General features: G+C 74.9%; 28 protein-coding genes and 1 pseudogene. 12 read left to right on the top strand and 17 right to left on the bottom strand.

Annotated features, from left to right (window positions below):
* The 3 genes and pseudogenes from K1J50_RS10705 to K1J50_RS10695 form a co-directional block, all read left to right on the top strand.
* Positions 1 to 269 (top strand): annotated as a pseudogene (locus K1J50_RS10705) (hypothetical protein); the annotation flags it as partial.
* A gap of 135 nt (positions 270 to 404) precedes the next feature.
* Complete coding sequence (locus tag K1J50_RS10700) at positions 405 to 1,607, top strand: acyl-CoA dehydrogenase (RefSeq protein WP_255575175.1); 1,203 nt, start codon at positions 405 to 407, stop codon at positions 1,605 to 1,607.
* Positions 1,604 to 2,920, top strand: a complete 1,317-nt coding sequence (locus tag K1J50_RS10695) for a class I SAM-dependent RNA methyltransferase (RefSeq protein WP_220117706.1) — start codon at positions 1,604 to 1,606, stop codon at positions 2,918 to 2,920. Before K1J50_RS10700 ends, K1J50_RS10695 begins: the two co-directional genes overlap by 4 nt.
* Before the next feature lie 145 nt (positions 2,921 to 3,065).
* On the opposite strand, the gene K1J50_RS10690 is transcribed toward K1J50_RS10695, so the two are convergent.
* Positions 3,066 to 4,043 (bottom strand): FkbM family methyltransferase, encoded by a 978-nt coding sequence (locus K1J50_RS10690; protein ID WP_220117705.1) that lies wholly within the window; start codon positions 4,041 to 4,043, stop codon positions 3,066 to 3,068.
* Between the two features lie 365 nt (positions 4,044 to 4,408).
* Between K1J50_RS10690 and K1J50_RS10685 the strand changes: the two genes are divergently transcribed.
* Together K1J50_RS10685 and K1J50_RS10680 are read left to right on the top strand one after the other, a co-directional pair.
* Entirely contained in the window at positions 4,409 to 5,398 is a 990-nt protein-coding gene (locus tag K1J50_RS10685; protein WP_220117704.1) for an MBL fold metallo-hydrolase, read from the top strand.
* Positions 5,399 to 5,469: 71 nt separating this feature from the next.
* Complete coding sequence (locus tag K1J50_RS10680) at positions 5,470 to 6,087, top strand: carbonic anhydrase (protein WP_220117703.1); 618 nt, start codon at positions 5,470 to 5,472, stop codon at positions 6,085 to 6,087.
* Positions 6,088 to 6,187: 100 nt separating this feature from the next.
* On the opposite strand, the gene K1J50_RS10675 is transcribed toward K1J50_RS10680, so the two are convergent.
* The 9 genes from K1J50_RS10675 to K1J50_RS10635 all read right to left on the bottom strand — a co-directional run bounded on the left by K1J50_RS10675 (position 6,188) and on the right by K1J50_RS10635 (position 13,472).
* On the bottom strand, positions 6,188 to 6,793 hold the full coding sequence (locus tag K1J50_RS10675) for an acyloxyacyl hydrolase (protein ID WP_220117702.1): 606 nt from the start codon (positions 6,791 to 6,793) through the stop codon (positions 6,188 to 6,190).
* A gap of 175 nt (positions 6,794 to 6,968) precedes the next feature.
* Positions 6,969 to 7,340: a HesB/IscA family protein gene (locus K1J50_RS10670; RefSeq protein ID WP_220117701.1), complete on the bottom strand. Its 372-nt coding sequence runs from the start codon at positions 7,338 to 7,340 to the stop codon at positions 6,969 to 6,971.
* A 20-nt stretch (positions 7,341 to 7,360) separates the two neighbouring features.
* The gene (locus K1J50_RS10665) at positions 7,361 to 7,756 is read right to left on the bottom strand and encodes an SUF system Fe-S cluster assembly protein (protein ID WP_220117700.1); all 396 of its coding nucleotides are present in this window, start codon (positions 7,754 to 7,756) and stop codon (positions 7,361 to 7,363) included.
* Positions 7,749 to 8,213 (bottom strand): Fe-S cluster assembly sulfur transfer protein SufU, encoded by a 465-nt coding sequence (gene sufU, locus K1J50_RS10660; RefSeq protein ID WP_220117699.1) that lies wholly within the window; start codon positions 8,211 to 8,213, stop codon positions 7,749 to 7,751. The genes K1J50_RS10665 and sufU overlap by 8 nt, the downstream gene beginning before the upstream one ends.
* The gene (locus K1J50_RS10655) at positions 8,213 to 9,466 is read right to left on the bottom strand and encodes an aminotransferase class V-fold PLP-dependent enzyme (protein ID WP_220117698.1); all 1,254 of its coding nucleotides are present in this window, start codon (positions 9,464 to 9,466) and stop codon (positions 8,213 to 8,215) included. The genes sufU and K1J50_RS10655 overlap by 1 nt, the downstream gene beginning before the upstream one ends.
* Positions 9,463 to 10,770 carry a Fe-S cluster assembly protein SufD gene (sufD, locus tag K1J50_RS10650; RefSeq protein WP_220117697.1) on the bottom strand — a complete coding sequence of 436 codons (1,308 nt, stop codon included), beginning with the start codon at positions 10,768 to 10,770 and terminating at the stop codon, positions 9,463 to 9,465. The genes K1J50_RS10655 and sufD overlap by 4 nt, the downstream gene beginning before the upstream one ends.
* On the bottom strand, positions 10,767 to 11,516 hold the full coding sequence (gene sufC, locus K1J50_RS10645; RefSeq protein WP_220117696.1) for a Fe-S cluster assembly ATPase SufC: 750 nt from the start codon (positions 11,514 to 11,516) through the stop codon (positions 10,767 to 10,769). Before sufC ends, sufD begins: the two co-directional genes overlap by 4 nt.
* A 2-nt stretch (positions 11,517 to 11,518) precedes the next feature.
* Positions 11,519 to 13,003: a Fe-S cluster assembly protein SufB gene (gene sufB, locus K1J50_RS10640; protein WP_220117695.1), complete on the bottom strand. Its 1,485-nt coding sequence runs from the start codon at positions 13,001 to 13,003 to the stop codon at positions 11,519 to 11,521.
* Positions 13,004 to 13,013: 10 nt separating this feature from the next.
* Positions 13,014 to 13,472, bottom strand: a complete 459-nt coding sequence (locus K1J50_RS10635; protein ID WP_220117694.1) for an SUF system Fe-S cluster assembly regulator — start codon at positions 13,470 to 13,472, stop codon at positions 13,014 to 13,016.
* Positions 13,473 to 13,639: 167 nt separating this feature from the next.
* Between K1J50_RS10635 and K1J50_RS10630 the strand changes: the two genes are divergently transcribed.
* Positions 13,640 to 14,530, top strand: coding sequence for an alpha/beta fold hydrolase (locus K1J50_RS10630; RefSeq protein WP_220117693.1), 891 nt, complete (start codon positions 13,640 to 13,642; stop codon positions 14,528 to 14,530).
* A 295-nt stretch (positions 14,531 to 14,825) separates the two neighbouring features.
* Positions 14,826 to 15,413 (top strand): peptidoglycan-binding domain-containing protein, encoded by a 588-nt coding sequence (locus tag K1J50_RS10625; protein WP_220117692.1) that lies wholly within the window; start codon positions 14,826 to 14,828, stop codon positions 15,411 to 15,413.
* 21 nt (positions 15,414 to 15,434) lie between these two features.
* On the opposite strand, the gene K1J50_RS10620 is transcribed toward K1J50_RS10625, so the two are convergent.
* The 3 genes from K1J50_RS10620 to K1J50_RS10610 are packed head-to-tail and all read right to left on the bottom strand — an operon-like array spanning position 15,435 to position 17,937.
* A complete protein-coding gene (locus tag K1J50_RS10620; protein WP_220117691.1) occupies positions 15,435 to 16,391 on the bottom strand; it encodes an ABC transporter substrate-binding protein in 957 nt (318 codons plus the stop codon).
* A 23-nt stretch (positions 16,392 to 16,414) separates the two neighbouring features.
* Complete coding sequence (locus K1J50_RS10615; RefSeq protein ID WP_188903627.1) at positions 16,415 to 17,176, bottom strand: ABC transporter permease; 762 nt, start codon at positions 17,174 to 17,176, stop codon at positions 16,415 to 16,417.
* On the bottom strand, positions 17,173 to 17,937 hold the full coding sequence (locus K1J50_RS10610) for an ABC transporter ATP-binding protein (RefSeq protein WP_220117690.1): 765 nt from the start codon (positions 17,935 to 17,937) through the stop codon (positions 17,173 to 17,175). Before K1J50_RS10610 ends, K1J50_RS10615 begins: the two co-directional genes overlap by 4 nt.
* Before the next feature lie 125 nt (positions 17,938 to 18,062).
* Between K1J50_RS10610 and K1J50_RS10605 the strand changes: the two genes are divergently transcribed.
* The 5 genes from K1J50_RS10605 (at position 18,063) to K1J50_RS10585 (ending at position 23,068) form a co-directional block, all read left to right on the top strand.
* A complete protein-coding gene (locus K1J50_RS10605) occupies positions 18,063 to 18,974 on the top strand; it encodes an SDR family NAD(P)-dependent oxidoreductase (RefSeq protein ID WP_220117689.1) in 912 nt (303 codons plus the stop codon).
* Between the two features lie 65 nt (positions 18,975 to 19,039).
* Positions 19,040 to 19,429, top strand: a complete 390-nt coding sequence (locus K1J50_RS10600) for a hypothetical protein (RefSeq protein WP_220117688.1) — start codon at positions 19,040 to 19,042, stop codon at positions 19,427 to 19,429.
* Positions 19,426 to 21,495 carry an acetate--CoA ligase family protein gene (locus tag K1J50_RS10595; protein WP_220117687.1) on the top strand — a complete coding sequence of 690 codons (2,070 nt, stop codon included), beginning with the start codon at positions 19,426 to 19,428 and terminating at the stop codon, positions 21,493 to 21,495. The genes K1J50_RS10600 and K1J50_RS10595 overlap by 4 nt, the downstream gene beginning before the upstream one ends.
* A gap of 45 nt (positions 21,496 to 21,540) precedes the next feature.
* Positions 21,541 to 22,353 (top strand): nitroreductase family protein, encoded by an 813-nt coding sequence (locus tag K1J50_RS10590; RefSeq protein WP_220117686.1) that lies wholly within the window; start codon positions 21,541 to 21,543, stop codon positions 22,351 to 22,353.
* A complete protein-coding gene (locus K1J50_RS10585) occupies positions 22,346 to 23,068 on the top strand; it encodes an NUDIX domain-containing protein (protein ID WP_220117685.1) in 723 nt (240 codons plus the stop codon). The genes K1J50_RS10590 and K1J50_RS10585 overlap by 8 nt, the downstream gene beginning before the upstream one ends.
* A 9-nt stretch (positions 23,069 to 23,077) precedes the next feature.
* Here the strand turns inward: K1J50_RS10585 and K1J50_RS10580 are convergent, their stop codons facing one another.
* The 4 genes from K1J50_RS10580 to K1J50_RS10565 are packed head-to-tail and all read right to left on the bottom strand — an operon-like array spanning position 23,078 to position 26,715.
* Complete coding sequence (locus tag K1J50_RS10580) at positions 23,078 to 23,980, bottom strand: MBL fold metallo-hydrolase (RefSeq protein ID WP_220117684.1); 903 nt, start codon at positions 23,978 to 23,980, stop codon at positions 23,078 to 23,080.
* Positions 23,977 to 24,912, bottom strand: a complete 936-nt coding sequence (locus K1J50_RS10575; protein WP_369413573.1) for a DMT family transporter — start codon at positions 24,910 to 24,912, stop codon at positions 23,977 to 23,979. The genes K1J50_RS10580 and K1J50_RS10575 overlap by 4 nt, the downstream gene beginning before the upstream one ends.
* Positions 24,909 to 25,889, bottom strand: a complete 981-nt coding sequence (locus tag K1J50_RS10570) for a DMT family transporter (RefSeq protein WP_255575174.1) — start codon at positions 25,887 to 25,889, stop codon at positions 24,909 to 24,911. The genes K1J50_RS10575 and K1J50_RS10570 overlap by 4 nt, the downstream gene beginning before the upstream one ends.
* Positions 25,882 to 26,715: an FAS1-like dehydratase domain-containing protein gene (locus tag K1J50_RS10565; RefSeq protein WP_255575173.1), complete on the bottom strand. Its 834-nt coding sequence runs from the start codon at positions 26,713 to 26,715 to the stop codon at positions 25,882 to 25,884. The genes K1J50_RS10570 and K1J50_RS10565 overlap by 8 nt, the downstream gene beginning before the upstream one ends.
* Positions 26,716 to 26,718 lie beyond the last annotated feature (3 nt).

Here is a 26,718-nt window from a genome sequence, read left to right as displayed (position 1 = left end):
AGGCGGCGCCCGCCGCCGCCGGCGCGAAGGAACCGGCCGAACGCGCGCCCCGGCCCGAGCGCAAGCGGCCCGAGCGGCCGGCGGCGGCCGAGGGCGAGCGCGCCGGGCGCGGCCGCGGCGAGCCGCGCGCGGCGCCCGCGGCGCGCGAGGAGCGCGACCTCGGCCCCAGCGTCCGCGGCTTCGGCGACGCGGTGCCGGCCTTCATGACCATCCCGATCCCGCGCCCGCGCCGCGGCGCGGTGGAGTCGCCCGAGGCCGAGGCGGCCTGATCCGTTCCGCGGCGGTGCGGCGCCACCCCCGCCGCCGCCGGCCGCACCGGTCCGCGCGTTGCCAGACCTCGCCGGCGGGGGCATGTTCCGCGCCCGCCCGCCGCCCGAGACGCCGGACCGAGCGAGGAGATGCCGATGACCGACACCGCCGCCACCAGGCGCTCCGCCCCCGCCTTCGCCTGGGACGACCCGCTGCTGCTTGATGCCCAGCTGAGCGAGGACGAGCGGATGATCCGCGACTCCGCGCGCCAGTTCTGCCAGGAGCGGCTGATGCCGCGCATCCTGGAGGCCAACCGGCACGAGCGCTTCGACCGCGCGATCATGAACGAGTTCGGGGAGATGGGCTTCCTCGGCGCGACGCTCACGGGCTACGGCTGCGCCGGCGTCTCCTACGTCGCCTACGGGCTGATGGCGCGCGAGGTGGAGCGGGTGGATTCCGGCTACCGCTCGGCCTTCTCGGTGCAGTCCTCGCTGGTGATGTTCCCGATCCACGCCTACGGGTCGGAGGAGCAGAAGCAGAGGTACCTGCCGAGGCTGCGCAGCGGCGAATGGGTCGGCTGCTTCGGCCTGACCGAGCCCGATGCCGGCTCCGACCCCTCGGCGATGCGCACCCGCGCGCGCAGGGTGGCGGGCGGCTGGGTGCTCTCCGGCTCCAAGACCTGGATCACCAATGCCCCGATCGCCGATGTCTGCCTCGTCTGGGCCAAGGACGACGAGGGGCGGGTGCGCGGCTTCCTGCTGGAGCGGGGGATGAAGGGCCTCTCGACGCCGAGGATCGAGGGCAAGTTCAGCCTGCGCGCCTCGGTCACCGGCATGATCATGATGGACGAGGTGTTCGTGCCGGAGGAGCACCGCCTGCCGGGCGTGCAGTCCCTCGCCGGCCCGTTCTCCTGCCTCAACCGCGCGCGCTACGGGATCGCCTGGGGCGCGATGGGGGCGGCCGAGTTCTGCTGGCACGCGGCGCGCGAGTACACGCTGAACCGGAGGATGTTCGGCCGCCCCCTCGCCGCGACCCAGCTGATCCAGAAGAAGCTCGCCGACATGCAGACCGAGATCGCGCTCGGCCTGCAGGCGGCGCTGCGCGTCGGGCGGCTGTTCGACGAGGGCCGGGCGGCGCCGGAGATGATCTCGCTCGTCAAGCGCAACAACTGCGGCAAGGCGCTGGAGATCGCCCGCATCGCCCGCGACATGCACGGCGGCAACGGGATCGTGGACGAGTACCACGTGATCCGCCACGTCATGAACCTCGAGACGGTCAACACCTACGAGGGCACGCACGACGTCCACGCGCTGATCCTCGGCCGCGCGCAGACCGGGCTGAACGCCTTCGGCGGGTGAGCGGGGAAGGCGTCGAGCTCGCGATCGTCCGCCTCGGCGCCGCGGGGGACGGCGTCGCCGCGCTGCCCGACGGCACGCCGGTCTTCGTCGCCGGCGCCCTGCCGGGCGAGCGGGTGCGGGCGCGCCTCGCCGGCCGCCGCGGCGAGGGCCTGGCGGCGCGGCTCGAGGCGGTCCTCGCCCCGAGCCCCGAACGCGTCGCGCCTCCCTGCCCGCTGTTCCGCGCCGGCTGCGGCGGCTGCGCGCTGCAGCACTGGGCCGACGCGCCCTACGCCGCCTTCAAGCGCGCGCGCGTCGCCGAGGCGCTGCGGCGCGCGGGCTTCGCCGATCCGGCGGTGGCCGAGCCCGCCCGCACGCCGCCGCGGAGCCGCCGCCGCGCCGATCTCGCGCTGCGCCGGGCCGCGGACGGCAGCGTCGTCGTCGGCTTCCATGCCCGCGCCAGCGCCGCGGTCCTCGACCTCGCCGCCTGCGAGATCCTCGATTCGCGCCTGTTCGCGCTGCTCGATCCGCTGCGAGCGGCGTTGCGCGGCCTTGCCGCGCTGCGGCGCGAGGGCTCGGCGATCGTAAACCTGCTCGACGGCGGCCCCGATCTGCTGCTGCGCACCGACGCGCCGCTCGGCCCTGCGGACCGCGCCGCACTCGCCGCCTTCGCGCAGGCGCAGGCGATCCCGCGCATCGCCCACGCCCACGGCGCGGCGGCGCCGGAGACCGCGGCGCAGCTCGCCCCCGCCACCATCCGCTTCGCCGGGGTGACGGTGGCGCCGCCGCCCGGCGCCTTCCTGCAGGCGAGTCGAGAGGGCGAGGCGGCGATCGTCGCCGCGGTGCTCGCCGGCCTGCCGGAACGGCTGCCCCCGCGTGCCTGCATCGCCGACCTCTATGCCGGCGTCGGCACCCTCACCTTCCCGCTCGCGACGCGCGCCCGCACCGTCGCCTTCGAGGGCGCCGCCGAGGCCGAGGCGGCGCTCGCGGCGGCGGCGCGCCGCGCCGGCGCGCGGGTCGAATCGCGGCGCCGCGACCTCGCGCGCCAGCCGCTGACGCCGGCCGAGCTGGCCCGGTTCGCGGTGCTGGTGCTCGACCCGCCGCATGCCGGCGCGGCGGCGCAGATGGCGCAGATCGCCCGCGCCGGCAGCGGCGCTGCGCTGCCGCCGCGCGTGGTCTACGTCTCCTGCAACCCGGCGGCGCTCGCCCGCGACGCCGCCGTGCTGCGCCGCGCCGGCTATGCGCTGCTCTCGGCCACGCCGGTGGACCAGTTCTTGTGGTCGGCGGAGGTCGAGGCGGTCGCCGTCTTCGCGCGCGGCCGCGACCGCCGCGCCTGAGCCGCGGTCGCCGCCGCGGGCGCGCCCGGCCGAAGGCGGCGCGCGAGCCGCTTCCGCCCGCCTTTGCGCACGGCGAGGGCGCCGCTCCCTCGTGCCGGAAGCGGATGCACGCCTTCGGCCGTCTCCGATCCGTCCGCGCTCCGCTCTAGCGCGGCTCCGTCCGCGACAGGTAGAGCATCACCGCGCCGCCGCGGCCGAGGATCTCCTCCGCTGCGCAGGGCCGCGCGCGGCCGTCGCTGCCCACCACGCGCAGGGGGAAGCAGCGGGCGAACTCGCCGAGTAGGCCCGCCGGCTCCGTCACCCGGCGCGCGTCGAATTCCAGCAGCACGCGAAGCCGCGGCTGCCGCGCAAGCAGCCCCTGCATGCCGCGCCAGATCGCCTCCTCCGCGCCCGGCGCGTCGATCTTGACGAGATCCACGCGCTCCGCCGCGAAATCGTTCAGCGCGACGGTCGGCACCGCGTACGCCTCCCGCTCGCGGTCGGTGGCCGGTCCCGGCGGCGTGTCGGGCAGGACATGGCCCGCCTGGGGATCGGAGCGCGGCACGCTGAGCCACGCCCTGCCGCCGCCGCGCGCGCCGACCGCCGCGGCATGCGCGCTGACCTGGGACAGCCCGTTCAGCGCCAGGCTGCGCGCCAGCAGCGCATGCATCCTCGGGTTCGGCTCGAAGGCGCGCACCCTGCCTTCCGGCCCGACGAGATCGGCGAACAGCACGCTGTAGTAGCCGTAGCCCGCGCCGACGTCGAAGGCGGTCTCGCCGCGGCCGAGATTGCGGCCGACGAACTCCGTGACCCAGTATTCCCAGAACCCGTCGAGCAGCAGATGCGGCGCAAGGCCCGCGTCGCCGCCCTCGACGAGCAGCTTGTGGCGCGCGAGCACGCGGCAGAGCAGGGTGCCGTCGGGCAGCGGGAGGGGCTGGGCGTGGGCGCGGATCACCGCCTCCACCTCGCGCCTGTTGCCGAGCCGCAGCAGCTCGGCGAGCGAGAAGGATTCGCGCCGGCCGTGCGCGTAGCGGCTGCGGAGCAGGGCGAGCTCGGCGCGGATGTGGAACATCTCCTCGCGCAGCGCGGCGAGTTCCCGCCGCAGGCGGCGCCGTTCCGCCGCCCCCGGCCAGGCGCGCAGCACCCGCGCGAGGAGGCTCCTCGCGGAACCGCCGCGCGGGGGCCCGGCGGCGGGAACGACCGTCTCGAAGCGATGCGGGCTCTGGCTCGACACGCGCGGCGGGGGCCCCTCTCCGGATGGATGCCGTGGATTCCTGCGACAGCCGGGCAGGCGAGCGCGCAGCGGCTTCCGCGGCCCGGCCCGCGAACGGCCGGCGCCCGGGCGCGGCGTCTCTCCTGCTAGCCCAGCCTCGCCGGTCCCTCAATATCCCGCGAGGCGAGGGAGGAGGGCCCGGCGAGCGAGGCGGCCATGCCGGCGGAATCGCTTGTGATTCCCGCCGCCGCTCTTCCACCCTTGCCCGAGCCCAACATGCCTCGGGAGGATCAGCGATGACCGCTTCCGCCGCGACCCGCGCCGGGCGCCGTGCCCTGCTGCTCGGCTCCGCGAGCCTGCCATGGGCGATCGCGATGCCGGTGCCTCCGCGCGGCGCCGCGGCGCAGGAGCAGGCCGCGACGCAGGCGCCGGGCTTCTACCGCTTCAAGGTGGGCTCCTTCACCGTCACCCAGGTGCACGACGGCTTCTTCCGCCGCCCGGTGGAGGGGTTCGTCCGCAACGCGCCGCTCGCGGAGGTGCAGCGCGTGCTGCGCGAGGCCTTCCTGCCGACCGACCAGCTCACCATCCCCTTCACGGTCACCTTCGTGGACACGGGGCGCCAGCTCGTCGCCTTCGACACCGGCAGCGGCGGCCAGCTCGCGCCGACGGCGGGGCAGCTCGCGGCGAACATGCGGGCCGCGGGGCTCGATCCCGCGCGGGTCGGGCTGGCGGTGATCAGCCACTTCCACGCCGACCACATCAACGGGCTGACCACGCGCGAGAACGAGGTGGTCTTTCCCAACGCCGAGATCGTGGTGCCGGAGGCCGAATGGCGCTGGTGGACCGACCCCGGCAACGAGACCCGCAGCCCGGAGGGGCAGCGCGCCAACTTCGCCAACACCGCGCGGCGCTTCGGGCCCTACCGGGGCAGGGTGCGGCAGGTGGCGGACGGGGCGGAGGTGGCACCGGGCATCCGCGCCGTCGCCGCCCATGGCCACACGCCGGGCCATACCTGCTACCTGGTGGCCGACGGCAACGACCAGATGATGTTCGTCGCGGACACGACCAACCGGCCGGAGCCGCTGGCCCGCCGTCCCGATTTCCACCCCGTCTTCGACTTCGATCCGGTGATGGCCGAACAGACCCGGCGGCGCATCTACGACCAGGTGGCGACCGACCGGGTGCGCGTCGCCGGCTTCCACTTCCCCTTCCCCGCCACGGGCCACCTGGCGAAGGAGGGCAACGGCTACCGGTTCGTGCCGGCGGAGTGGTCGAGCGCGGTCTGATCCGCGGCGCGCCGCGCGCGGCGCGCCGCTCGCTTGAAACGCCGCCCCGGCTGCGCGAAAAGCCGGCTGCCATGGACGCGCTGATCGCCGGCTATCGCCAGTTCCGTGCCCGACGCTGGCCGCAGGAGCGCGAGCGTTACGCGGCGCTCGCGCGGCACGGCCAGCAGCCGCGCGCCCTGGTCGTGGCCTGCTCGGACAGCCGCGTGGACCCGGCGACGGTATTCTCGGCCGCGCCGGGGGAGCTGTTCGTCGTCCGCAACGTCGCCAGCCTGATCCCGCCCTACCGGCCGGACGCCGCCTACCACGGGACCAGCGCGGCGCTGGAATTCGCCGTGCGCGTGCTGCGCGTGCCGCTGCTCGTCGTCATGGGCCACGGCCAGTGCGGCGGCGTGCGCGCGCTGCTCGAGGGCGCGCCGCCGGAGGCGGCGGACTTCGTGGCGCCCTGGATGCGGATCGCCGATCGCGCGCGCGAGCGGACGCTGCGCTGCGCGCCGGCGGAGGCGCGCCAGGAGGCGTGCGAGCACGAGACCGTGCGCGTCTCGCTCGAGAACGCGATGACCTTCCCGTGGGTGCGCGAGGCGGTGGAGGCGGGGCGTCTTGCGCTGCACGGCTGCTGGTTCGGCATCGCCACCGGCACGCTCGCCGTGCTGGGACCCGACGGCGAGTTCGCGCCGGTCGCGCCCGCCTAGCGCCGATCGCGGACGCCGCCCGCCGGCCGCAACGGGCACCGGCCGAACCGGCGGGCCGGATGCCGCCGCTTGCAGCCCCGCGGCCTTTTCCGGCGCCCTGCTAGAACGCGACGCCGAGCCGCAGGCCGATGCTGTTCAGGCCGTCGTTGTGCCGCGCCAGGCCGGCGTTCGAATCGTGGTCGAGGACGATCGAGGCCGACAGGTGCCGCGTGATCCGGTAGCCGATCTCGCCACCCACCCGGAACAGCAGGTTTCCGCCCAGGCTCCGGCGATAGGGCGAGGCGCTGGCATGCTTCCCATCATTGACCGAGCCGCCGAAGAAGAGATCGAGCCACAGGCGGTCGCCCGGGCGCAGCAGGTCGTGCGCCAGCGGCGCCGTCCAGGTGAGCCCGAAATATCCCTTGCTCGTCCCGCCCCCGGTGTTGGCACTGAAGCCGAGATGCGGCCGCGGCGTGGCGAGCCGGCGCAGGAAGGGCGAGGCCCCTTCGGTCAGCCGGGCGGGGACCGGAGAGACGAACAGGATCTCGCCGTTGATGTCGGCGCCGCCCTCCCGCGCGCCGAAATTGTGCGCAAGGACGCCGAGGCGCATTTCGCTGAACAGGCCGCCCAGGCCCTCGGCCGCCCGCATCCGCGGCGAGCCGTCCTCGGCTCGTGCCGCCTGGCCGGCGAGGAGGACCGCTGCAAGGCACAGCCTGGCTCCGCGCACCGGCGCCGCTCCCCGCGCGACAGGGTGGGACAGGCCGCCATCCGTAACGGCACGGCGCTCGGCGCGCAACCGGCGCGGCCCGCGCCGTCCCTGCCGGGCGGGGCTCGTCCCTCGCGCGCTCCGCGGATCCCCGGACGCCGGGGGGCGGCCCGCCGCCGGGCGCCGCGCCGCCGCGTCAGACGTGGAAGCTCTCGCCGCAGCCGCAGCGGCCCTTCTCGTTCGGGTTGCGGAAGACGAAGCCGGCCGACAGCGGCCGCACCTCGTAGTCCATCACCGTGCCGACCAGGAACAGCGCGGCCTTGCGGTCCACGAGGACGGTCACGCCGTTGTCGGTCACCGTCTCGTCCCCCGGGCCCGGGGCGTCGGCCCAGGAGAGGTCGTAGGAGAGGCCCGAGCAGCCCTTGGTCTTGACGCTGACGCGGAGGAGCCGGCCGTGCTCGCCCGTGGCGTAGAGGGCGCGCAGCCGCTCGGCGGCGGCGTCGGACAGGCGCATCAGGGGGGGCAGGGCGCGCTGCGGGCGGGCTGGGGTGTCGGTGCTGGCGCTCATGGCGGAAATGCCTGCGTCCCTCAGTACATGTTCAGCGCGAGGCGGGCGTCCTCGCTCATCCGGCTCGGGTCCCAGGGGGGGTCCCAGACGACCTCGACCGCGACGTCGGTCACGCCGGGGACCATGCGCACCGCCTCCTCCACCTGGCCCGGCAGTTCCTGGGCGGAGGGGCAGGAGGGGGTGGTGAGCGTCATCTCGATCTTCACCTTCCCGTCGTCGGCGATCTCGATCGCGTAGATCAGGCCGAGCTCGTAGATGTCGACCGGGATCTCGGGGTCGAACACCGTCTTGAGCATCTCGACGACCTTCTCCTCGTCCACGCGCGCGGGCGCGGGCGGCGGGGCCTCGCCTTCCGGCGTCCAGGCGGCGTGGACGGGGGCGGCGGGCTGCTCGGTGGCGGCGGCCTCGTCACTCACTGGTCGCCTCCTTGCTCCCTTCGAGCGCGGCCTTCAGCGTGTGCCAGGCCAGGGTCGCGCACTTCACCCGGCTCGGGAATTCGTGCACCCCGGAGAGCGGCGCGAGCCGCTCCATGTCCTCGGCGAGCGCGCCGTCGCATTCCGGGCAGGCGCCGGTCATGGCGAGGGTGCGGACCTTCTCGCCGAGCGCCTTCGCCTGCTCGGGCGTCTTGCCCTTCACCGTCTCCGTCAGCAGCGAGGCGGAGGCCATGGAGATGGCGCAGCCGCGGCCCAGGAAGGCGGCATCGGCGATGCGGCCGTCCGGCGCGAGCTTGAGCCACAGCTCCAGCCGGTCGCCGCACAGCGGGTTGTCGCCGCGCGCGGCGCGGTCGGCGTCCTCGAGCCGGCGGAAGTTGCGCGGCCTGCGGCCGTGGTCGAGGATCACTTCCTGGTAGAGGTCGCGCAGGTCGTCGAACATCAGGCGAAGAACTCCCGCGCCCTGACCAGGGCGTCGGCGAGGAGGTCGATCTCCTCGCGCGTCGTGTAGAGGCCGAAGGAGGCGCGGCAGGTGCCGCCCTCCAGCCCGAAGCGGGCGTGCAGCGGCTCGGCGCAGTGCCGTCCGGCGCGCACGGCGATGCCGGCGCGGTCGAGCAGCGTCGAGAGGTCGTGCGGATGGGCGTTGTCAAGCACGAAGGAGAACACGCCGCCGCGGTCCCGGGCGCGGCCGAGCAGGGTCAGGCCCTCGACGCCGGAGAGGCGGCGCATCGCGTGGTCCACCAGCGCCCGCTCGTGCGCCTCGATCGCCGGCAGGCCGATCGCCGCCACGTAGTCGAGCGCGGCGTGCAGGCCGACGGCCTCGATGATGGGCGGGGTGCCGGCCTCGAACTTCGCGGGCGGCGGGGCCCATTCGCTGCGCTCCAGCGTCACGCCCGCGATCATGTCGCCGCCGCCGAGGAAGGGCGGCATGCGCTCCAGGTGCTCGAGCCGCGCCCAGAGCACGCCGATGCCGGTGGGGCCGTAGAGCTTGTGGCCGGTGAAGCAGTAGAAGTCGCAGCCGATCGCGCGCACGTCCACGCGCCGGTGCACCGCCGCCTGGCTGCCGTCGAGCAGCACCTTCGCCCCGTGCGCGTGCGCCAGCGCGACGATCCGCTCGGCGGGCGTGACGGTGCCGAGCACGTTCGACATGTGCGTGACGGCGACGAGGCCCACCTTCCCGTCGGCGAGCTTCGCCGCGAGGTCCTCGAGGTCGAGCTCGCCCTCGTCGGTGACGCGGCAGACGCGCAATTCGATCCCCCGGCCGTCGTCGCGCAGCATCTGCCACGGCACCAGGTTGGCGTGATGCTCCATCTCGCTGACCAGCACCGCCTGGCCGGGCCGCATCACGCCGCGGCCCCAGGAATGGGCGACGAGGTTGATCGCCTCGGTGCTGTTGCGGGTGAAGACGATCTCGCGCGGATCGGCGGCGTTGAGGAAGCGGGCGGCGGCGGCGCGCGCCGCCTCGTAGGATTCGGTCGCCACCTCGCTCAGGTGGTAGGCGCCGCGGTGGACGTTGGCGTAGGCCGTCTCCATGCAGCGCACCATCGCCTCGATCACCGCGCGCGGCTTCTGGGCGGAGGCGGCCGAATCGAGGAACACCAGCGGCTTCCCGCGCACGGTCCGCGCCAGGATCGGGAAGTCGCGGCGCACGCGCGCGACGTCGAGCGCCGGGGCGGGCTGCAGGGCGACGCTCATGCCGCGAGGCCCTCCTCCTGCCGCGCCCACCAGCCGGCCACGGCGGCGTCGAGCGCGCGCCGCAGCGGCTCGTCGGTGACGCCCTCGACCGCCTCGTGCAGGAAGGCCTCGACGAGCATCGCGCGCGCCCTGCCCTCCGGGATGCCGCGGCTGCGCAGGTAGAAGACCTGCTCGGGGTCGAGCTCGCCCACCGTGGCGCCGTGGCTGCACTTCACGTCGTCGGCGTAGATCTCGAGCTGCGGCTTGCTGTCCATCTCCGCCTCGGGCGAGAGGAGCAGCGCCCGGTTCATCTGGTAGCCGTCGGTCTTCTGCGCCGCCTGGCGGACCAGGATCCGGCCCTGGAACACGCCGCGCGAGCGGCCCATCAGCACCGTATTGTAGGTCTGCCGACTGGTGCAGGAGGGCGCGGCGTGCTCGAGCGCCGTCGTGGTGTCCGCGTGCTGCTCGCCGGCGAGGAGCTGGGCACCGTTCATGTGGCAGGCGGCGCGCGGCCCGACGAGCGCGACATGGATCTCGTTGCGCACCAGCCGGCCGCCGGCGTTGAGGGTGAAGTTGTCGTAGGTGGCGCCGGCGGCGACCCGCGCATAGACCGTCGCGAGCTGGAAGGCCCGCGCCGCCTCCTCCTGCAGGCGGCCGTGCGTCAGCCGCGCGCCCTCCGCGAGCTCGATCTCGAACACCGGGTTGTGCAGGTAGCGCGCGCCCTCGGGCGCGGTCGCGGCCTCGATCAGCGTCAGCCGCGCGCCCCTGCCGAGACGGATCAGGTGGCGCGGGTGGAAGGCGGCGGGGCGTTCGCTCGCCGTCGCCAGCGAGAGCAGCTCCAGCACGCCGCCGTCCGCGCCCTCCGGCAGTTCGAGCAGCAGCCCGTCCTCGAACAGCATGGTGTTGAGCGCCGCCATCGGCTCCTCGGCCGGCCGGGCGAGCGCGCCGAGGCGGCCGGCGAGGGCGTCGAGGCGCTGCGCGAGGGCGCCCGCCGCGAAGGGCAGCCCGTCCAGCGAGGAGAGGTCGGCGCGGAACCGTCCGTCCACGAACACCGCCCGCGCCCCGGCGCGGGCCGGCGGCAGGTCCAGCGCATCGTCCACCGGCGTCAGCGGCTCGTCGAAGCCGGCCGCCGCGACCGGCTGGAGATCGGTGTACTTCCACGCCTCGACGCGGCGCGTCGGGAAGCCCTGGGCGCGGAACGCCTCCGCCGCCTCGTCGCGCAGCGCGGCGAGCCAGGGCAGGCGCGCGCCCGGCAGGCGTTCGCGCAGCCCCTCGAAGCGGTGCAGGAAGCCGGCCGCGCCCTTCGCGTGCGTCACGAGGTTCATGCCGCCTGCGCCTGGAGCGCGGCGTAGCCCTCGCGCTCCAGCTCCCTCGCCAGCTCCGGCCCGCCCGAGCGCACGATGCGCCCGTCCACCAGCACGTGCACGCGGTCCGGCACGATGTGGTCGAGCAGGCGCTGGTAGTGGGTGATGACCAGCGCCGTGAAGTCCGGCCCGCGCATCGCGTTCACGCCGTCGGCGACGATCCGCAGCGCGTCGATGTCGAGGCCGCTGTCGGTCTCGTCGAGCACCGCGAGCCGCGGGCGCAGCAGCGCCATCTGCAGGATCTCGTTGCGCTTCTTCTCGCCGCCGGAGAAGCCGACGTTGACGCTGCGCTTCAGCATCTCCTCCGGCATCGAGAGCGCGCGCAGGCGCTCCCGCGCGAGCCGCAGGAACTGCATCGCATCCAGCTCCGGCTCGCCTCGCGCGCGGCGGATCGCGTTCAGCGCCGTGCGCAGGAAGGTGGCGTTGCCTACCCCCGGCAGCTCCACCGGGTACTGGAAGGCGAGGAAGAGGCCCGCGGCGGCGCGCTCCTCCGGCTCCAGCGCGAGCAGGTCGCGCCCGTCCCAGGTCACCGACCCGCCCGTGACCGCGTAGCCCTCGCGCCCCGCCAGCACGTAGGCGAGCGTGGACTTGCCCGAGCCGTTCGGGCCCATCACCGCGTGCACCTCGCCGGTCGGCACCGTCAGGTCGATCCCCTTGAGGATCGGCTTGCCCTCGACCTCGGCGGTCAGTCCCTCGATCTTCAGCATGTTCAGCCCACCGAACCCTCAAGCGAGATCTGCAGCAGCTTCTGCGCCTCGACCGCGAACTCCATCGGCAGTTCCTTCAGCACCTCGCGGCAGAAGCCGTTGACGATCAGGCCCACCGCGTCCTCCTCGGAGAGGCCGCGGCTGCGGCAGTAGAAGAGCTGGTCCTCGGCGATGCGGCTGGTGGTCGCCTCGTGCTCCACCTTCGCGCTCATGCAGCGGTTCTCGATGTAGGGCACGGTGTGGGCGCCGCAGCGGTCGCCGATCAGCAGGCTGTCGCACTGGGTGAAGTTGCGCGCGCCGACGGCCTTCGGGCTGATCCGCACCAGGCCGCGATAGGTGTTCTGCCCGTGCCCGGCGCTGATGCCCTTGGAGATGATCGTGCTCCTGGTCCGCGGGCCGAGATGGATCATCTTCGTGCCCGTGTCCGCCTGCTGGAAGTTGTTGGTGATGGCGACGGAGTAGAACTCGCCCACCGAATCCGACCCCTGCAGGATGCAGGACGGGTACTTCCAGGTGATGGCGGAGCCGGTCTCCACCTGCGTCCAGCTGATCTTGCTCCGCGCGCCGCGGCAGGCGCCGCGCTTGGTGACGAAATTGTAGATCCCGCCCCGCCCCTCGGCGTCGCCGGGATACCAGTTCTGCACCGTGGAGTACTTGATCGTCGCCTCGTCGTGCGCGACCAGCTCCACCACCGCGGCATGGAGCTGGTGCTCGTCGCGCATCGGCGCGGTGCAGCCCTCGAGGTAGCTGACGTAGCTCCCCGCCTCGGCGATGATCAGCGTGCGCTCGAACTGCCCCGTGCTCTTCGCATTGATGCGGAAGTAGGTGCTGAGCTCCATCGGGCAGCGCACGCCCTTCGGGATGTAGACGAAGGAGCCGTCGGTGAAGACCGCGCTGTTCAGCGCGGCGTAGAAGTTGTCGGCCGGCGGCACGACGCTGCCGAGGTACTTCCGCACCAGCTCCGGATGCTCGCGCACCGCCTCCGAGATGGAGCAGAAGATGATCCCCTCCTTCTCCAGCCGCTCCCTGAAGGTGGTGGCGACGCTCACGCTGTCGAACACGGCGTCCACCGCCACCGGCGCGCGCGGCGCCCCGTCGGGCGAGGTGGCGACACCCGCGAGCCACTCCTGCTCGCGCAGCGGGATGCCGAGCTTCGCGTAGGTCTTCAGCAGCTCCGGGTCCACCTCGTCGAGCGACTTCGGCCGCCGCTTCGGCGCGGCGTAGTAGTGGGCGTCCTGGTAGTCGATCGGCGGGAACCGCACCGCCGCCCAGCGCGGCTCGCTCATCGCCTGCCACGCCTTGAAGGCGCGCAGGCGCCACTCCAGCAGCCACTCGGGCTCGCCCTTCTTGGCGCTGATGAAGCGGATGATGTCCTCGTTCAGCCCCTTGGGGGCAAACTCCGTCTCGATCTCCGTCTCGAAGCCCCACTTGTAGGTGCCCTCGGTGACGGACCGGACGGTCTCGATCGTCTCGTTGACGGCTGGCATCGGCGATGACCTATGCGGTGGCGGCGATGGCCGCCGGACGGGTGGGCGGGGCCGCCGGCGGCGCGGCGGGCCGCGGCGCGGCGAGGTCGGCGACGGTGATGCCGGACAGCGCCTGCCGGATGGCGCGGTTGACCGGGTCCCAGCGGCCGCGGACCGGGCAGGTGTTCTCCGCCTCGCAGAGCCCGACCGCCGAGTCCACGCAGGCGGTGAGCGCGATCGGCCCGTCCACGGCGGCGATCACCTCGGAGAGCGGCAGCTCGGCGAGCGGCCGGCTCAGGCGGTAGCCGCCGCGGGCGCCGCGCAGCCCCTCGACCAGCCCGGCGCCGGCCAGGATCTTGAGCACCTTGGCCACCGTCGGCTCGGCGATGCCGGTCGCGGCGGCGAGGTCCGGCGCGGCCTGCACGCCCTCCCCCTCCAGCCGCGTCAGCAGGACGACGGCGTAATCCGTCAGTTTCGAGAGACGCAGCATGGGATGGGCCTCGCGGGCCGGCCTCCTCAATCCGTACTGTCCTGGTCCGGATTGCAGATGCGCCCGCCCCCGGGGGAAGTCAAGCGCCCCCGGCCGCTTGCCCGCGCGCGACCCGCCCCGCATGCTCGCCGCGTGCTCTTGCGCACCGGGAAGGAGAAGGACGGGCCATGCCGACGCTCCGCGCCGACGACGGGGTCGAGCTCTACTACGAGGAGGTCGGCTCCGGCACGCCGATGGTCTTCGTCCACGAGTTCGCGGGCGACCTGCGCTCCTGGGAGCCGCAGCTCCGCTTCTTCGGCCGGCGCTACCGCTGCGTCGCCTTCAACGCCCGCGGCTACCCGCCCTCCGCCGTGCCCTCGGACCCGCAGGCCTATTCGCAGGACCGCGCCACGGACGACATCGCCGCGGTCATCAAGGGGCTGAACCTGGCGCCGGCGCATGTGGTCGGCCTCTCCATGGGCGCCTTCGCGACGCTGCATCTCGGCCTGCGCCATCCGGAGCTCGCCCGCAGCCTGGTCGCCGCCGGCGTCGGCTACGGCGCGGAGCCCGGCAAGCGCGCGCAGTTCCGCGCCGAGGTCGAGGCCACCGCCGCCCGCATCAGCGCCGAGGGCATGGCGAAGATGGCCGCGGTCTATGCCCGCGGCCCGACGCGCCTGATCCACGCGGAGAAGGACCCGCGCGGCTATGCCGAGTTCCAGGCCCAGCTCGCCGGGCACTCCACGGAGGGTTCGGCGCTCACCATGCTCGGCGTGCAGCGCGAGCGGCCCTCGCTGTTCGACCTCGCGGACCGGTTCCGGGCGCTGCGCCTGCCGACCCTGGTCCTCTGCGGCGACGAGGACGACCCGACGCTGGAGCCGGGCCTGTTCCTCAAGCGCACCATTCCCGCCGCCGCGCTGATGGTGCTGCCGAAGTGCGGCCACGCGATCAACCTGGAGGAGCCGGACGCCTTCAACCGTGCCGTGCTCGACTTCGTCACGCTGGTGGATGCCGGCCGCTGGACCGCGCGCATCCCGGGCACCCTCGGCGGGACGATCATCGCCGCGCCGGAGAAGCGCTGAGGGCACAGGCCGGGACGCGGCCCCGCGCGGCCGTGCCCCCGCGCGGGACCGCGCCGCGCCGCCCGCCTCCCCGCTCTTCGCGCCGGCGGTGACGGTGCCGCCGATGGCGGCCGGCGGCCTGCCGGTCGGCATGCAAGCGTCGGGCCGGCCGCACGCGGGGGCGCGTGCCGGCGCTCGCGCGCCCGCTGCTCGGGAACGCGCGCCGGCGGCGGCGCAGCGCGGCGGGCTGCCGCGCCGGCACGCAACCGGAAGCGTCCGGCCGTGTTGCGGTGGCACCACGAAAGGACACTGCGCCATGAGGCCTTCGTCGGCTCTCGGAGCGGCGCTGCTGGCGGCGCCTCTCCTCTTCCTCGCCCCCGCGGCGGCCCAGCCCGAATCGGGGCTGGTCTCCTCCCAGTCTCTTGCCCCGGCGTCGGTGCGCCTGGTGCAGCAGCGCCTGCGCGAGATCGGCGTCTATCAGGGCGCCCTCGACGGCGTCTGGGGGCCGGACAGCCAGGCGGCGCTGGAGCGGTTCCAGCAGGGCCGCAGCCTGCGCGTCACCGGCCAGCTCAACCAGGCGACGGTCGCGACCCTCGGATTGCGGCCGGCGGACCTGCTCGCGGCCGGGTCCGGCGCGGCCGCGACCGGCGCCGACGCGGCCCCGGCCGCCATGGCCGCGCCGCTCAGCGCATTCGCCGTGCGCAACGTGCAGGCGCGGCTGCGCGCGATGGGGTTCTATCGCGGCCCGGCGGACGGGATCTGGGGTCCCGGCACGCAGGCCGCGGTGGAACGGTTCCGGCAGGGGCGCGGCCTGCAGGCGAACGGCCAGCTCAACCCGGAGACCGCCCAGGCGCTCGGGCTCGATCCGAACAACCTGGAGGCGCCGCCGATCCGGGTCCGGTGACGGGACCCGGCGCGGCCCGCTTCAGAGCCGCACCCGCTCCGGCGCCACCCGGCGCAGCGCCTCGGGCCAGATCACCGCGGCCGGCGTCACCTCGCGCCCGAGACGCCCCATGCCGCGGAGCTGATCGATCGCGAGCTGCACGTTCGCCGCCGTGTCCGGCGACAGCTCCAGCCGATGGTCCACCTTGGTCATCAGCTCCGCCACCAGTGCCCGGTCCTGGCGCAGGAAGCGCGCGACGTGGCGCACCGCCTGGTCGCGGTCGGCGCGGATCAGCTCGGTCGCCTCGATCATCGCGCGCAGGAAGCGCTCGGTCGCCGGGCGGTTCGCCTCCGCCCAGCCGCGGTTCATGTAGATGAAGTTGCGGATGATCTGGATCGTCTCGTTGCTGACCAGGATGCGGGTGTTGGGGATGGCACGCAGGCCCCGGGTCAGCCAGGGCTCCCACACCGCGTAGGCGTCGATGTTGCCGCGCTCGAGCGCGGCGACCATCTCCGGCGCCTCGACGTTGACGATCGTGTAGTCGGCCGGGTTGAGGTTGAGCTTGCTGACGACCGAGAGCCAGAAGGTCTCGCTCCCGGTGCCGCGCGCGACTCCCACGCGCCTGCCCTTCAGCTCCTCCATCGAGGCGATGTTGCGCCCGAGCACGCCGATCCAGCGCAGCAGCGCCACGCCCTCGGCGACCACCACCACGTTCGGGTCCACGATGTGGGCCGAGACGCCGGCCTGCTCGGCGCCGTAGGCGGCGTTGATCTGGTTGCCGATCAGGAAGGCGACCATGGCGCTGCCGGAGGGGCCGGTGTTGACCGTGACGTCGAGCCCGTTGCGCTCGAAGATCCCGCCCTCCCTCGCGACGTAGAACTGCGCGAAGGAGGGGTCCACGCCGGTGGCGATGGTCATCCGGATCGGCGCCTGGGCGCGGGCCAGGGCGGGCGCCGCGAGCAGCGGCAGGGCGGCGAGGGCCGATCGGCGGGTGAGCATGGCGGGCGTCCTCCCTTGTCGGTTCACATCGTCGGGTTGAAGCGCCCGGCGAAGGCGCGGATGGCGAGGCGGAACAGCCGGTCGGTGGCGAAGCCGAGCAGGCCGAGCGCGACGAGGGCGACGAAGATGTCCTCGATCTGCATGAACAGCCGCGCGTCCCAGAGCATCTTGCCGAGCCCGTCGTTGGAGGCCACCAGCTCCGCCGCGACGATGGTGACGAAGCTGTTGGCCATCGCGAGGCGCATGCCGGTGAGGATGTAGGGCACCGTCGCCGGCAGGGCGACCAGCCGGAACACCTGCAGGCGCGTCGCGCCGAGGCACTGCGCGGCGCGGATCTTGTCCCGCCCGACCGCGCCCACGCCGGCGGCGGTCGCGATGACGACGACGAAGACCGTGGTGTAGGCGATCAGGAAGACCTTGCTCTCCTCGCCGATGCCGAACCAGATCACCGCCACCGTGATCATCGCCACCGCCGGGATGAAGCGGAAGAACTCGGTCCAGGGCTCGAGCAGCGCGCGCACCGGCCGGAAGCTGCCGATGGCGAGGCCGATCGGGATGCCGGCGGCCGAGCCGATCAGGAAGCCCTGCAGGATGCGCCGCAGCGAGGCGCCGACCTGCTCCTGCAGGATGCCGTCCGCGATCAGCGCCGCCGCCCGCTCCAGCACCGGCAGCGGCGGCGGGAACAGGGCGGAGCGCACCAGCAGCGTCGCCGCCAGGTGCCAGAGCGCGAACAGCAGCGCGAAGCCAGCGAGATAGCCGGCGACGGTGGCGGCGCGGCCGTTCATGCCCGCACGATCTCCTCGTGGATCAGCGCGTGCACCCGGCGGAAGACGTCCATGAAGGCGTCGGAGGTGCGCTCGCGCGGGAAGGGCAGGTCCACCGGCAGCACCGCCTTGAGCGTGCCCCCGGGCCCGCGCGTCATCACGCCGATGCGCGTGGCCAGGGCGCAGGCCTCCTCGATGTCGTGGGTGATGAACAGCACGGTCTTGCCCGTCCCCGCCCAGATGCGCGAGAGCTCGCCCTGCAGCGTCGCGCGCGTCAGCGCATCCAGCGCGCCGAAGGGCTCGTCCATCAGCAGGATGCGCGGGTCGTTGGCGAGCGCGCGGGCGATCTGGATGCGCTGCTTCATCCCGCCCGAGAGCTCCGCGGGGTGCTTGCCCCCCTGCCCGGCGAGGCCGACCAGCTCGAGGAAGCGCTGCGCGTGCGCCCGCCGCGCGCGCCGCCCCATCCCGCGCAGCCGCGGGCCGAAGGCGACGTTGTCGAGCGCGCTCAGCCAGTCGTAGAGGCTGTCGTGCCCCTGGAAGACCACGCCGCGGTCCGCGCCGGGCCCCTTCACCTCCCGCCCGTCGAGCAGGATGCGGCCGGCGGTCGGCGGCTCGAACCCGGCGACCATGTTGAGCACCGTGGTCTTGCCGCAGCCCGAGGTGCCGAGCAGGCAGAAGAACTCCCCCTCCGCGAGGTCGAGGGTGAAGTCGCGCACCGCCTCCCAGGCGCCGCCGCGCCCGCGGTAGGTCTTGCCCACGCCGTCGAGGGAAACCAGCGCCACGCGCCCGCCCCCTTGCGTCCCAGGATGCACTGTAGGCGAAGGACGCGGGCCGGCAACCGGGCTTCACGCGCCCCCGGCGCCGGGTCTAGAACGGGCGGCGCAGCAGCAAGCGGGGAGAGGCCAGCATGATGCTCGAAGGCAAGGTCGCCGTCGTCACCGGCTCCGGCGGCGGCATCGGGCGGGAGATCGCGCTCGCCATGGCCGCGGCCGGCGCCAAGGTGATCGTCAACGACGTCGGCGCCAGCCTCTCGGGCGAGGGCCCGACCTCCTCCACCCCCGCCGAGCAGACGCGGGCGCTGATCCGCCAGCGCGGCGGCGAGGCCGAGATCTCGACCGACAGCGTCGCCGACTGGGCCAGCGCGCAGAAGATCGTCCAGGCCGCGTTCGACCACTTCGGCCGCATCGACATCGTGGTCAACAACGCCGGCATCCTGCGCGACCAGATCTTCCACCGCATGACGCCGGAGGAGTGGCTGGCCGTCATCGGCGTGCACCTGAACGGCAGCTTCTTCGTCAGCCGCGCCGCCGCGCCGCACTTCCGCCAGCAGCAGTCCGGCGCCTACGTCCACATGACCTCGACCTCGGGCCTGATCGGCAATTTCGGACAGGCCAACTACTCCGCGGCCAAGCTCGGCATCGCCGCGCTGTCGAAGTCGATCGCGCTCGACATGGCGCGCTTCAACGTCCGCTCCAACTGCATCGCCCCCTTCGCCTGGTCGCGCATGACCAGCTCGATCCCGGCCGAGACGCCAGAGCAGAAGGCGCGGGTCGAGAAGATCATGAAGATGGGGCCGGAGAAGAACGCGCCGCTCGCCGTGTTCCTCGCCTCCGACGCGGCGAAGGATGTGACCGGCCAGATCTTCGGCACCCGCCACAACGAGATCTTCCTCTTCTCCCAGCCGCGCCCCGTCCGCTCGATCCACCGCGCCGAGGGCTGGACGCCGGAGGCGATCGCCGAGCACGCCCTGCCGGCGCTGAAGCCGGCCTTCGTGCCGCTCGAGCGCAGCGGGGACGTGTTCAGCTGGGATCCGGTCTGAGGAGACGCGCCGCCCTCGCCGCCGCGCTGCTCCTCGGCGCCGCGGCGGAGGCGCCGCCCGAGCTGGTGCGGGCGGCGGAGCTGCTGCCGCCGAGCGGGGAGTTCGCGATCATGCGCCTCGCCGCCGTCTGCGCCTTCGCGCCGGGGATCGGGCATCTCGACCGGCTGCCGGCGGCGCAGCCCTGGACCCGCCCGGCCGCGCTCGTGCTGCTGGGCGGCCTGCCCGGGCAGCCGCCCGGCGTGCGCGCGGTGCTGATGCGCCCGACCCGCGAGGCGCTCGCCCGCCGCGCCGTGGCGGAGGCGATCGCCGCCGGCGAGGCGCGGCCGCTCGACCGCCGCCTGGCGCCGCTCGCCGCCGCCGAGGCCGCGCGCGCCGCCTATCTCGCGCTGTTCGTCCCGTCGCCGGCCGAGGCCGGCGCCACCGCCGCCTGCGCCCTGCCAGGACCACGCCCGTGACCAGTCCCGCCCCTTCCCTCGCCCAGGCCCTTCTCAACCCGCGCCGCATCGCCCTGATCGGCGCCTCCGGCGACCCCTCCCGCATCACCGCGCGGGCGCAGATCTACCTGCGCAAGCACGGCTTCGACGGCGCGCTCTATCCGGTGAACCCGCGCGCCGAGACGGTGCTCGGCGAACGCGCCTACCCCTCGCTCGCCGCCGTGCCGGGGCCGGTTGACTTCGCCTACATCCTGCTCGGCACCGCCCAGGTGGAGGAGCAGATCGCCGCGGTCGCGGCCAAGGGCGTGCCGGTCGCCTGCGTGCTCGCCGACGGCTTCGCCGAGGCCGGTCCCGAGGGCCGGGCGCGGCAGGAGCGGCTGGTGGCGGCGGCGCGCGCCGCCGGGGTGCGGCTGCTCGGCCCGAACTCGATGGGGGTGATCAACCTGCGCGCCCGCACCGCCCTCAGCGTCAACGCCGCGCTCGAGGCGGAGAGCCTTCCCGCGGGCCGCCTCGCGCTGGTCTCCCAGTCCGGCTCGATGATGGGGGCGATCCTCTCGCGCGGCGCGGCGCGCGGGATCGGCTTCTCGCACCTGATCGGCACCGGCAACGAGGCCGACCTCACCGCGGGCGAGATCGCCGCCCTGCTCGCCGAGGAGCCGGAGGTGGACGCGATCCTCCTGTTCCTCGAGGCGATCCGCGCCCCGCACCACTTCGCCGCCGCCGCGCGCCGCGCCCACGCCGCGGGCAAGCCGATCATCGCCTACAAGCTCGGGCGCAGCCCGTTCGGCGCCGAGCTCGCCAGCAGCCACACCGGCGCGCTGGCCGGCTCGGACGCCGCCGCCGACGCCTTCTTCCGCGCCCACGGCATCGCCCGCGTCACCACCTTCGAGGCGCTGCTCGAACTGCCGGCGCTGCTGATCGGCCGCCGCCCTCTGCCGCGGCCGCAGCGCGCGGTCGGCGTGATGACGACGACGGGCGGCGGCGGGGCGATGGCGGTGGACTGCCTCGGCGTCGCCGGGATCGAGGCGCGCGCGCCGGACGCCAGGGCCGCCGCGCTGCTCGCCGCCGAGAACCTGCCGCATCACGGGCGGCTGATCGACGTCACCCTGGCCGGCACCAGGCCCGAGCGCGTCGCCGCCGCGCTCGGCGCGCTGCTCGCGGCGGAGGACACCGATCTCGCGCTCTCCGTCGTCGGCTCCTCGGCGCAGTTCCGCCCGCACGACGCGGTGGCCGGCATCGTCCGCGCCGCCGAGGCGGCGGGGCGCGGCGGCAAGCCGGTCGCGGCCTTCCTGGTGCCGCAGGCCGACGCCTCGCTGCGCCTGCTCGCCGAGGCCGGCATCCCCGCCTTCCGCACGCCCGAGTCCTGCGCCGATGCGATCCGCGCCTGGTGCGAGTGGCGCGCGCCGCGCGAGGCGCCGCCGCTCGCGCCGGTCGCGCACGCCCTGCCGGCGGCGCCCGACGAGGCCGACGCGCGCCGCCTCTTCGCCGCCCTCGGCCTCGACACGCCCTTCGCCGTGGCGCCCGATCCCGAGACCCTGCCCGCCGACGCCCGCTTCCCGGTGGCGCTGAAGATCCTCTCCCCCGACCTCGCGCACAAGACCGAGGTCGGCGGCGTGGCGCTGAACATCCCCGACGCCGCGGCGCTGCAGCGGGAGGCCGCCGCCATGCTCGCGCGCGTGCGCGCCCGCGCGCCGGCCGCACGGATCACCGGCTTCCTCGTCCAGCCCATGGCCGGGGGGCTCGCCGAGGCGATCCTCGGCTTCCGCCGCGACCCGGAGGTCGGTCCGCTGGTGCTGCTCGGCGCCGGCGGCGTGATGGCCGAGCTGTGGCGCGACACCGCGCTCCGCCTCGCCCCGGTCACGGAGGCCGAGGCGCGGGAGATGATCGCCGAGGTGCGCGGCCTGCGCCCGCTCGCCGGCTGGCGCGGCCTGCCGCGCGGCGACCTCGAGGCGCTCGCCCGCGCCGTCGCGGCCTTCTCCCGCCTCGCCGCGCTGCCCGAGATCGCCGAGGCGGAGATCAACCCGCTGATCGTCGGCCGCGAGGGCGAGGGCGCCGCCGTCGCCGACGCCTGGGTGGTGCGCGCCTAGGGGGGGCCCTTCCCGCGCGCCGCGTCGGGTGCGAGGCTGCGCCTCATGGACCCCGTCGCCCTCCTCGCCGCCCGCTATGGCGCCGCCCCCTTCGCCCCGCCCGCCGAGCTGCCGGCGGCGCTCCTCGCGCTGCTGGACCGGCGCGTGACGCGGCGCTACCGGCCCGATCCGGTGCCCGAGCCGCTGCTCGACACGCTCCTCGCCGCCGCCCAGTCGGCGCCGAGCAAGTCGGACCTGCAGCAGTACAGCATCGTCGTCACGCGCGATCCGGCGAAGATCGCCCGGGTGGCCGACTGGATCGGCACCATGCCCTGGATCAAGGACGCGCCGGTGTTCCTGCTGTTCTGCGGCGACATGCGGCGCGGCCAGCGCCTGTGCGCGCTGCACGGGCGGGAGCACGCGAACAACGGCCTCGACACCTTCCTCAACACCGCGGTGGACGCGGCGCTCGCCATGGGCGCCTGCATCGCCGCCGCCGACGCCGCCGGGCTCGGCACCTGCCCGATCAGCTACGTGCGCAACCATCTCGAGAGGATCGCGCCGCTGTTCGGCCTGCCGAAGGGCGTCTATCCCGTCGCCGGCCTCACCCTCGGCTGGCCGGAGGCGCGCAATCCGCCCTCCGTGCGCCTGCCCCCGCGCGCCGTGATCCACCGCGAGCGCTACGACGACGCGGCGCTGCCCGATCTCGTGCGCGAGTACGACGCGCGCCGCCCGCCGGCGCGCCCGCGCTATCCCGAGATCCACGGTCCCGCCCCGGAAGGCTGCCGCTGGAGCGAGAACGCCGCGCGCCAGCTCTCGGTGCCGGAGCGCTACGGCTTCGCCGCCTGGCTGCGCGGCCGGGGCTTCGACCTTGCCTGACGACGCGCCGCGGCACGGCGCCCGCGAACCGCCCGCCGCCGACAACCCCGGGGGCGCCGACGCCGAGGGCACGCGCCCGCCGCGCGCGCGCCCGGTCCGGCCGCGCCATGCGGCGACGCTGATCCTCTGGCGCGCCACCTCCCGGGGGCCGGAGGTGCTGATGGGCCGCCGCCACGCGCGGCTGCGCTTCATGCCGAACCTGCTGGTGTTCCCCGGCGGCCGCGTGGACCGCGCCGACCACCGCGCGCCGGCGATCTCGGAACTGCGGCCGGGGACGCGCCGCCTGCTGGAGCTGCGCGCCCCGCCTTCGCTCGCCCGCGCGCTGGCCGTCGCCGCGGTGCGCGAGCTGTTCGAGGAGACCGGCCTCGCGCTCGGCGCGCGCCGCGGCGACGGGGTCGCCGCCGATCTCGCCCGTCTCGACTATCTCTGCCGCGCGGTCACGCCGGCGGACCGCCCCATGCGCTTCAACGCGCGCTTCCTGATCGCCCCCGCCGAGGCGGCGGAGGGCGCGATCGCCGGCTCCGGCGAGCTCGAGGCGCTGCGCTTCTACCGTCTCGACGAGCTGGCGGCGCAGCCGGTCGCCACCATCACCCGCCTCGTGCTCGCGGAGTTCCGCGCCTGGCTCGCCATGACGCCGCGGCAGCGCGCGCGGCGGCCGCCGATCGTGTTCAGCGGCCAGGACCGGCGGCGGCCGGAGCGGACCGGCCGGCGCTGAGCGCCCGGCCTACCGCGCCGCCCAGCCCGGCCCGTCGCGCACCACCTGGCCCTCGCGCTCGAGCTTGAGCAGATGCGCGAGCAGGCTGCGCGCGGCGCCGCGCACCAGGCGCGGGTCGAGCTCCGGCCCGTACACCGGGCCGACCAGCGCCTCCGCCGTCGCGCCCGGCCCGGCGCGGCGCAGCGCCTCGAGCACCATCGCCTCGCGCGCGCGCCGGTGCGCGGCGAGCGCGGCCAGGTAGGCCTGCGGCTCCGGCAGCGGCGGCCCGTGGCCGGGCAGGTAGAGCCGGTCGGCCTCGCCGCGCGCGGCGAGCCTGGCGAGGCTTTGCATGTAGGCCGCCATGTCCCCATCCGGCGGCGAGACGACGGTGGTGGACCACGCCATCACGTGGTCGGCGCTGAACAGCACGCCGGAGAGGCCCTCCGTCTCCAGCGCGAAGCACAGGTGGTTGGCGCAGTGGCCGGGCGTGTGCAGCGCGGTCAGGCGCCACTCCGCCCCCTCCAGCACCGCCCCGTCGGCGAGGCGCACATCGGGGACGAAGGCGCGGTCGCCCCCCTCGCCGCCCTCGCCCGCGGGCGTCGCGTGCGGGCCGAAGCCGTGCGTCGGTACGCCGCCGCCGAGCGCCGCGACCAGCCCCGGCACGCCTTCCGAATGGTCGCGATGCGTGTGCGAGACGAGGATGCGGGCGATCCGCTCTCCAGCGGTCGCGCGCAGGATCGCCGCGCGGTGCGCCGGCTCCTCCGGCCCGGGATCGAGCACCGCGACGTCGCCGCCGCGCCCGATCAGGTAGGTGTTGGTGCCGCGGAAGGTGAACGGCCCGGGGTTGGGGCAGAGGATGCGGCGCAGGCCGGGCGCGATCTCCTCCACCGCGCCGGGCGCGAGCGGGTCCTCGCGCCGGAATGGGATGCTCATGGGGCCTGTCCTTTCCTCTGCCGCGCCCGGACCAGCTCGCGGTGCAGGATGTAGAGCCCGGCGGCGACGATCAACACCGCGCCGAGCAGCGTGGCGAGCGTCGGCCGCTCGCCCCACAGCACCCAGCCGAGCGCCACCGACCAGAGGATCGAGCTGTAGGAGTAGGGCCCGAGGGCGGAGACCTGCGCGCTGGCATGGGCCTCGGTCAGCAGCACCTGGGCGACGCCGCCGACCAGGCCGATGCCGAGGATCAGCAGCACGTCCCCCCAGCCCGGCGTGACCCAGACGAAGGGCAGGGCGGCGGCGGTGAAGGCGGTCATCAGCAGCGACTGCCAGAGCACGATCGTCGCGCTGCTCTCGGTCGCCGAGAGCTGGCGCACCAGCAGCGTCGTCCCGGCCGAGAACAGGCCGTGCAGCACCGCGACGGCGACGCCGAGCTGCACCAGCGGCGGCATCGCCGCGCCGCCCTGGAACGCCCCCTTGCCGAGGGCGATCACCAGGATGCCGGCGAAGCCCACCAGCACCGCCGACCAGCGGTGGACGCCGACCCGCTCGCCGAGGAAGGGGATGGAGAGGACGGTGACGAACAGCGGCGTCGTGTAGGTGAGCGCCGTCTGCTCGGCGAGCGGCAGAACGGTGAGCGCGAAGAAGCTGCTCGCCATGGCGAGCGTGCCGGTGCAGGCGCGCAGCAGGTGGCCTGGGAAGCGCCGCGTGCGCAGCAGGGCGGCGATCTCCCCCGGCCGCCGCACGCGGCGCAGCGCGATCGCCATCACCACGGGGATGGCGAAGGCGTTGCGGAAGAACATCACCTCGACGAAGGGGATGCGGCCGCCGAGCTCCTTCACCATCGCCGACATGACGGTGAACAGCGCGGTGGCGGCGAGCATCAGGGCCGCGCCGCGGCGGATGTCGTGGCGGAGCGGGGAGGTCACGGCGCCGCCGCGCGCGCGCCACGGCCGGCGGCCGCCGCCGCGCGCCGTTCCTGCGACCGGCGCACCCGCTCGCGATGCACGGTGTAGAGCCCCGCGGCGACCACGATCGCCGCGCCGCCGAGCGTGGTCCAGGACGGCACCTCGGCCCAGATCAGGAAGCCCAGCACCCCGCCCCAGAGCAGCGGACTGTACTCGAAGGGCGCGAGGACCGAGACCGGCGCGAGCGCGAAGGCGCGGCCGAACAGCAGATGCGCCAGCGCGTTCACCGCGCCGAAGCTCGCGAGCGCCAGCGTCGCGCCGAGGCTCGGCACCCAGGCGCCCGAGGGCGGCGGCAGGACCGGCAGTAGCGCCAGGCCCGCCGGCACGTGCGCGATCATCAGCCAGAAGGCGATCGCGGCCGGCGTGTCGGTGCGCGCGAGCACGCGGGTCCAGATCCGCGTCACCGCCATCGCCGCCACCGCGGCGAGCAGCACCGGGGTCTCGACGCGCCAGAGATCGCCGCTCGGCTGCAGCATCACGAGCACCCCGCCGAAGCCGACCAGGGTCGCGCTCCAGCGCCGCCAGCCGACGCGCTCGGCGAGCATCGGGATCGCCAGCACTGTCATCAGCAGCGGCGCCGCGGCGGCCACGGCATAGGTGTCGGCGAGCGGCACGCCTCGCGCCCAGGCCCAGTACCAGGCGGCGGAGACGCCGGTGTGCAGCAGGCTGCGCGCCGCGAGCAGGCGGCGGTCGCGCGGGAACAGGCCGCGCCCGCGCGCCATCAGGGCAACGCAGGCCGCCCCGATCACGCCGCGCCAGATCATCGCCATCGCCGTCCCGACCTCGGGCAGCGCCCATTTCACCGCCGCGTCGGATGCGGAGATGATGAGGTAGGCGAGCGCCACCAGCGCGATGCCGCGCACCGCCTCCTCGGCGCGCGGCGGCGGCAGGGAGGCAGCGCGGCGGGCGGCCAGGGCGGCGCCCGGCCCTTCAGGCAAGCCGCGCCTCGACCTGCATGCAGGTCGCGCCGGTCTCGTCGCGCGTCTCGGCCCGCGCGGTGGTGCCTTCCAGCAGGCCCACCAGGTCGAGCCGCCGGTCGGCGAAGCACGGCCGCCGGCCGCGGAAGGAGAGGGCCGCCAGCCGCGCCCCCGCCGGCAGGCGGTCGAGCAGGTGGTGGGCGAGCAGCGTCGCCTGCAGCGGACCGTGCACGACGAGGCCCGGATAGCCCTCCACCCGCGTCACGTAGGGATGGTCGTAGTGGATGCGGTGGCCGTTGCCGGTCAGCGCCGAATAGCGGAACAGCAGCACCGCGTCGGGGACCAGGCTGGCGGTGAAGGCGCCGGGCGGCGGCGGGGGCGCCGGCTCGGCGGGCCGCACCGCGGCGCCTTCCGTGCCGCGATAGACGATGTCCTGCTCCTCGGTCAGCGCGAGGCCGCGCGGCCCCGAGATTTCGTGGCGCACGGTGACGAACACCAGCCGGCCGGAGCCGCCGGTCTTCTCCTCCACCTTCAGGATGGTCGAGATCCGCCGCACCCGGTCCTCGGCCCGCAGCGGCGCGGCGCCGAATTCGAGCCGCCCGCCGGCCCACATCCGCCGCGGCAGATCGTGCACCGGGGGGAGGAAGCCGCCGCGGCGCGGGTGGCCGTCCGGGCCGAGCTCCTGCGGCGGCCTCCAGTCCTGGAACAGCATCCAGTGCCACAGCGGCGGCAGGGTGCCGTCCGCCGGCGCGGCGCGGCCGAGCGTTGCCGCCATGCCGGCGATCAGCCGCGGGTCCACCCGGTCCTCGCGCGTCTCGCTGCGGCCGACGTATTCCTGGTAGGGCAAGGC

The sequence above is a fragment of the Caldovatus aquaticus genome (genome assembly GCF_019458025.1).
GTDB lineage: Bacteria > Pseudomonadota > Alphaproteobacteria > Acetobacterales > Acetobacteraceae > Caldovatus > Caldovatus aquaticus.
Note: the sequence above shows the minus strand (reverse complement) of the source record. Positions and strands in the feature narration are given on the sequence as shown.

Coding starts and splice junctions, on each gene's coding strand:
- sufB (WP_220117695.1), bottom strand. CDS start 13,003: ATGCCAGCCGTCAACGAGACGATCGAGACCGTCCGGTCCGTCACCGAG.
- K1J50_RS10700 (WP_255575175.1), top strand. CDS start 405: ATGACCGACACCGCCGCCACCAGGCGCTCCGCCCCCGCCTTCGCCTGG.
- K1J50_RS10655 (WP_220117698.1), bottom strand. CDS start 9,466: ATGAGCGTCGCCCTGCAGCCCGCCCCGGCGCTCGACGTCGCGCGCGTG.
- K1J50_RS10620 (WP_220117691.1), bottom strand. CDS start 16,391: ATGCTCACCCGCCGATCGGCCCTCGCCGCCCTGCCGCTGCTCGCGGCG.
- K1J50_RS10615 (WP_188903627.1), bottom strand. CDS start 17,176: ATGAACGGCCGCGCCGCCACCGTCGCCGGCTATCTCGCTGGCTTCGCG.
- sufC (WP_220117696.1), bottom strand. CDS start 11,516: ATGCTGAAGATCGAGGGACTGACCGCCGAGGTCGAGGGCAAGCCGATC.
- K1J50_RS10685 (WP_220117704.1), top strand. CDS start 4,409: ATGACCGCTTCCGCCGCGACCCGCGCCGGGCGCCGTGCCCTGCTGCTC.
- K1J50_RS10680 (WP_220117703.1), top strand. CDS start 5,470: ATGGACGCGCTGATCGCCGGCTATCGCCAGTTCCGTGCCCGACGCTGG.
- K1J50_RS10625 (WP_220117692.1), top strand. CDS start 14,826: ATGAGGCCTTCGTCGGCTCTCGGAGCGGCGCTGCTGGCGGCGCCTCTC.
- K1J50_RS10605 (WP_220117689.1), top strand. CDS start 18,063: ATGATGCTCGAAGGCAAGGTCGCCGTCGTCACCGGCTCCGGCGGCGGC.
- K1J50_RS10670 (WP_220117701.1), bottom strand. CDS start 7,340: ATGAGCGCCAGCACCGACACCCCAGCCCGCCCGCAGCGCGCCCTGCCC.
- sufU (WP_220117699.1), bottom strand. CDS start 8,213: ATGTTCGACGACCTGCGCGACCTCTACCAGGAAGTGATCCTCGACCAC.
- sufD (WP_220117697.1), bottom strand. CDS start 10,770: ATGAACCTCGTGACGCACGCGAAGGGCGCGGCCGGCTTCCTGCACCGC.
- K1J50_RS10630 (WP_220117693.1), top strand. CDS start 13,640: ATGCCGACGCTCCGCGCCGACGACGGGGTCGAGCTCTACTACGAGGAG.
- K1J50_RS10635 (WP_220117694.1), bottom strand. CDS start 13,472: ATGCTGCGTCTCTCGAAACTGACGGATTACGCCGTCGTCCTGCTGACG.
- K1J50_RS10590 (WP_220117686.1), top strand. CDS start 21,541: ATGGACCCCGTCGCCCTCCTCGCCGCCCGCTATGGCGCCGCCCCCTTC.
- K1J50_RS10580 (WP_220117684.1), bottom strand. CDS start 23,980: ATGAGCATCCCATTCCGGCGCGAGGACCCGCTCGCGCCCGGCGCGGTG.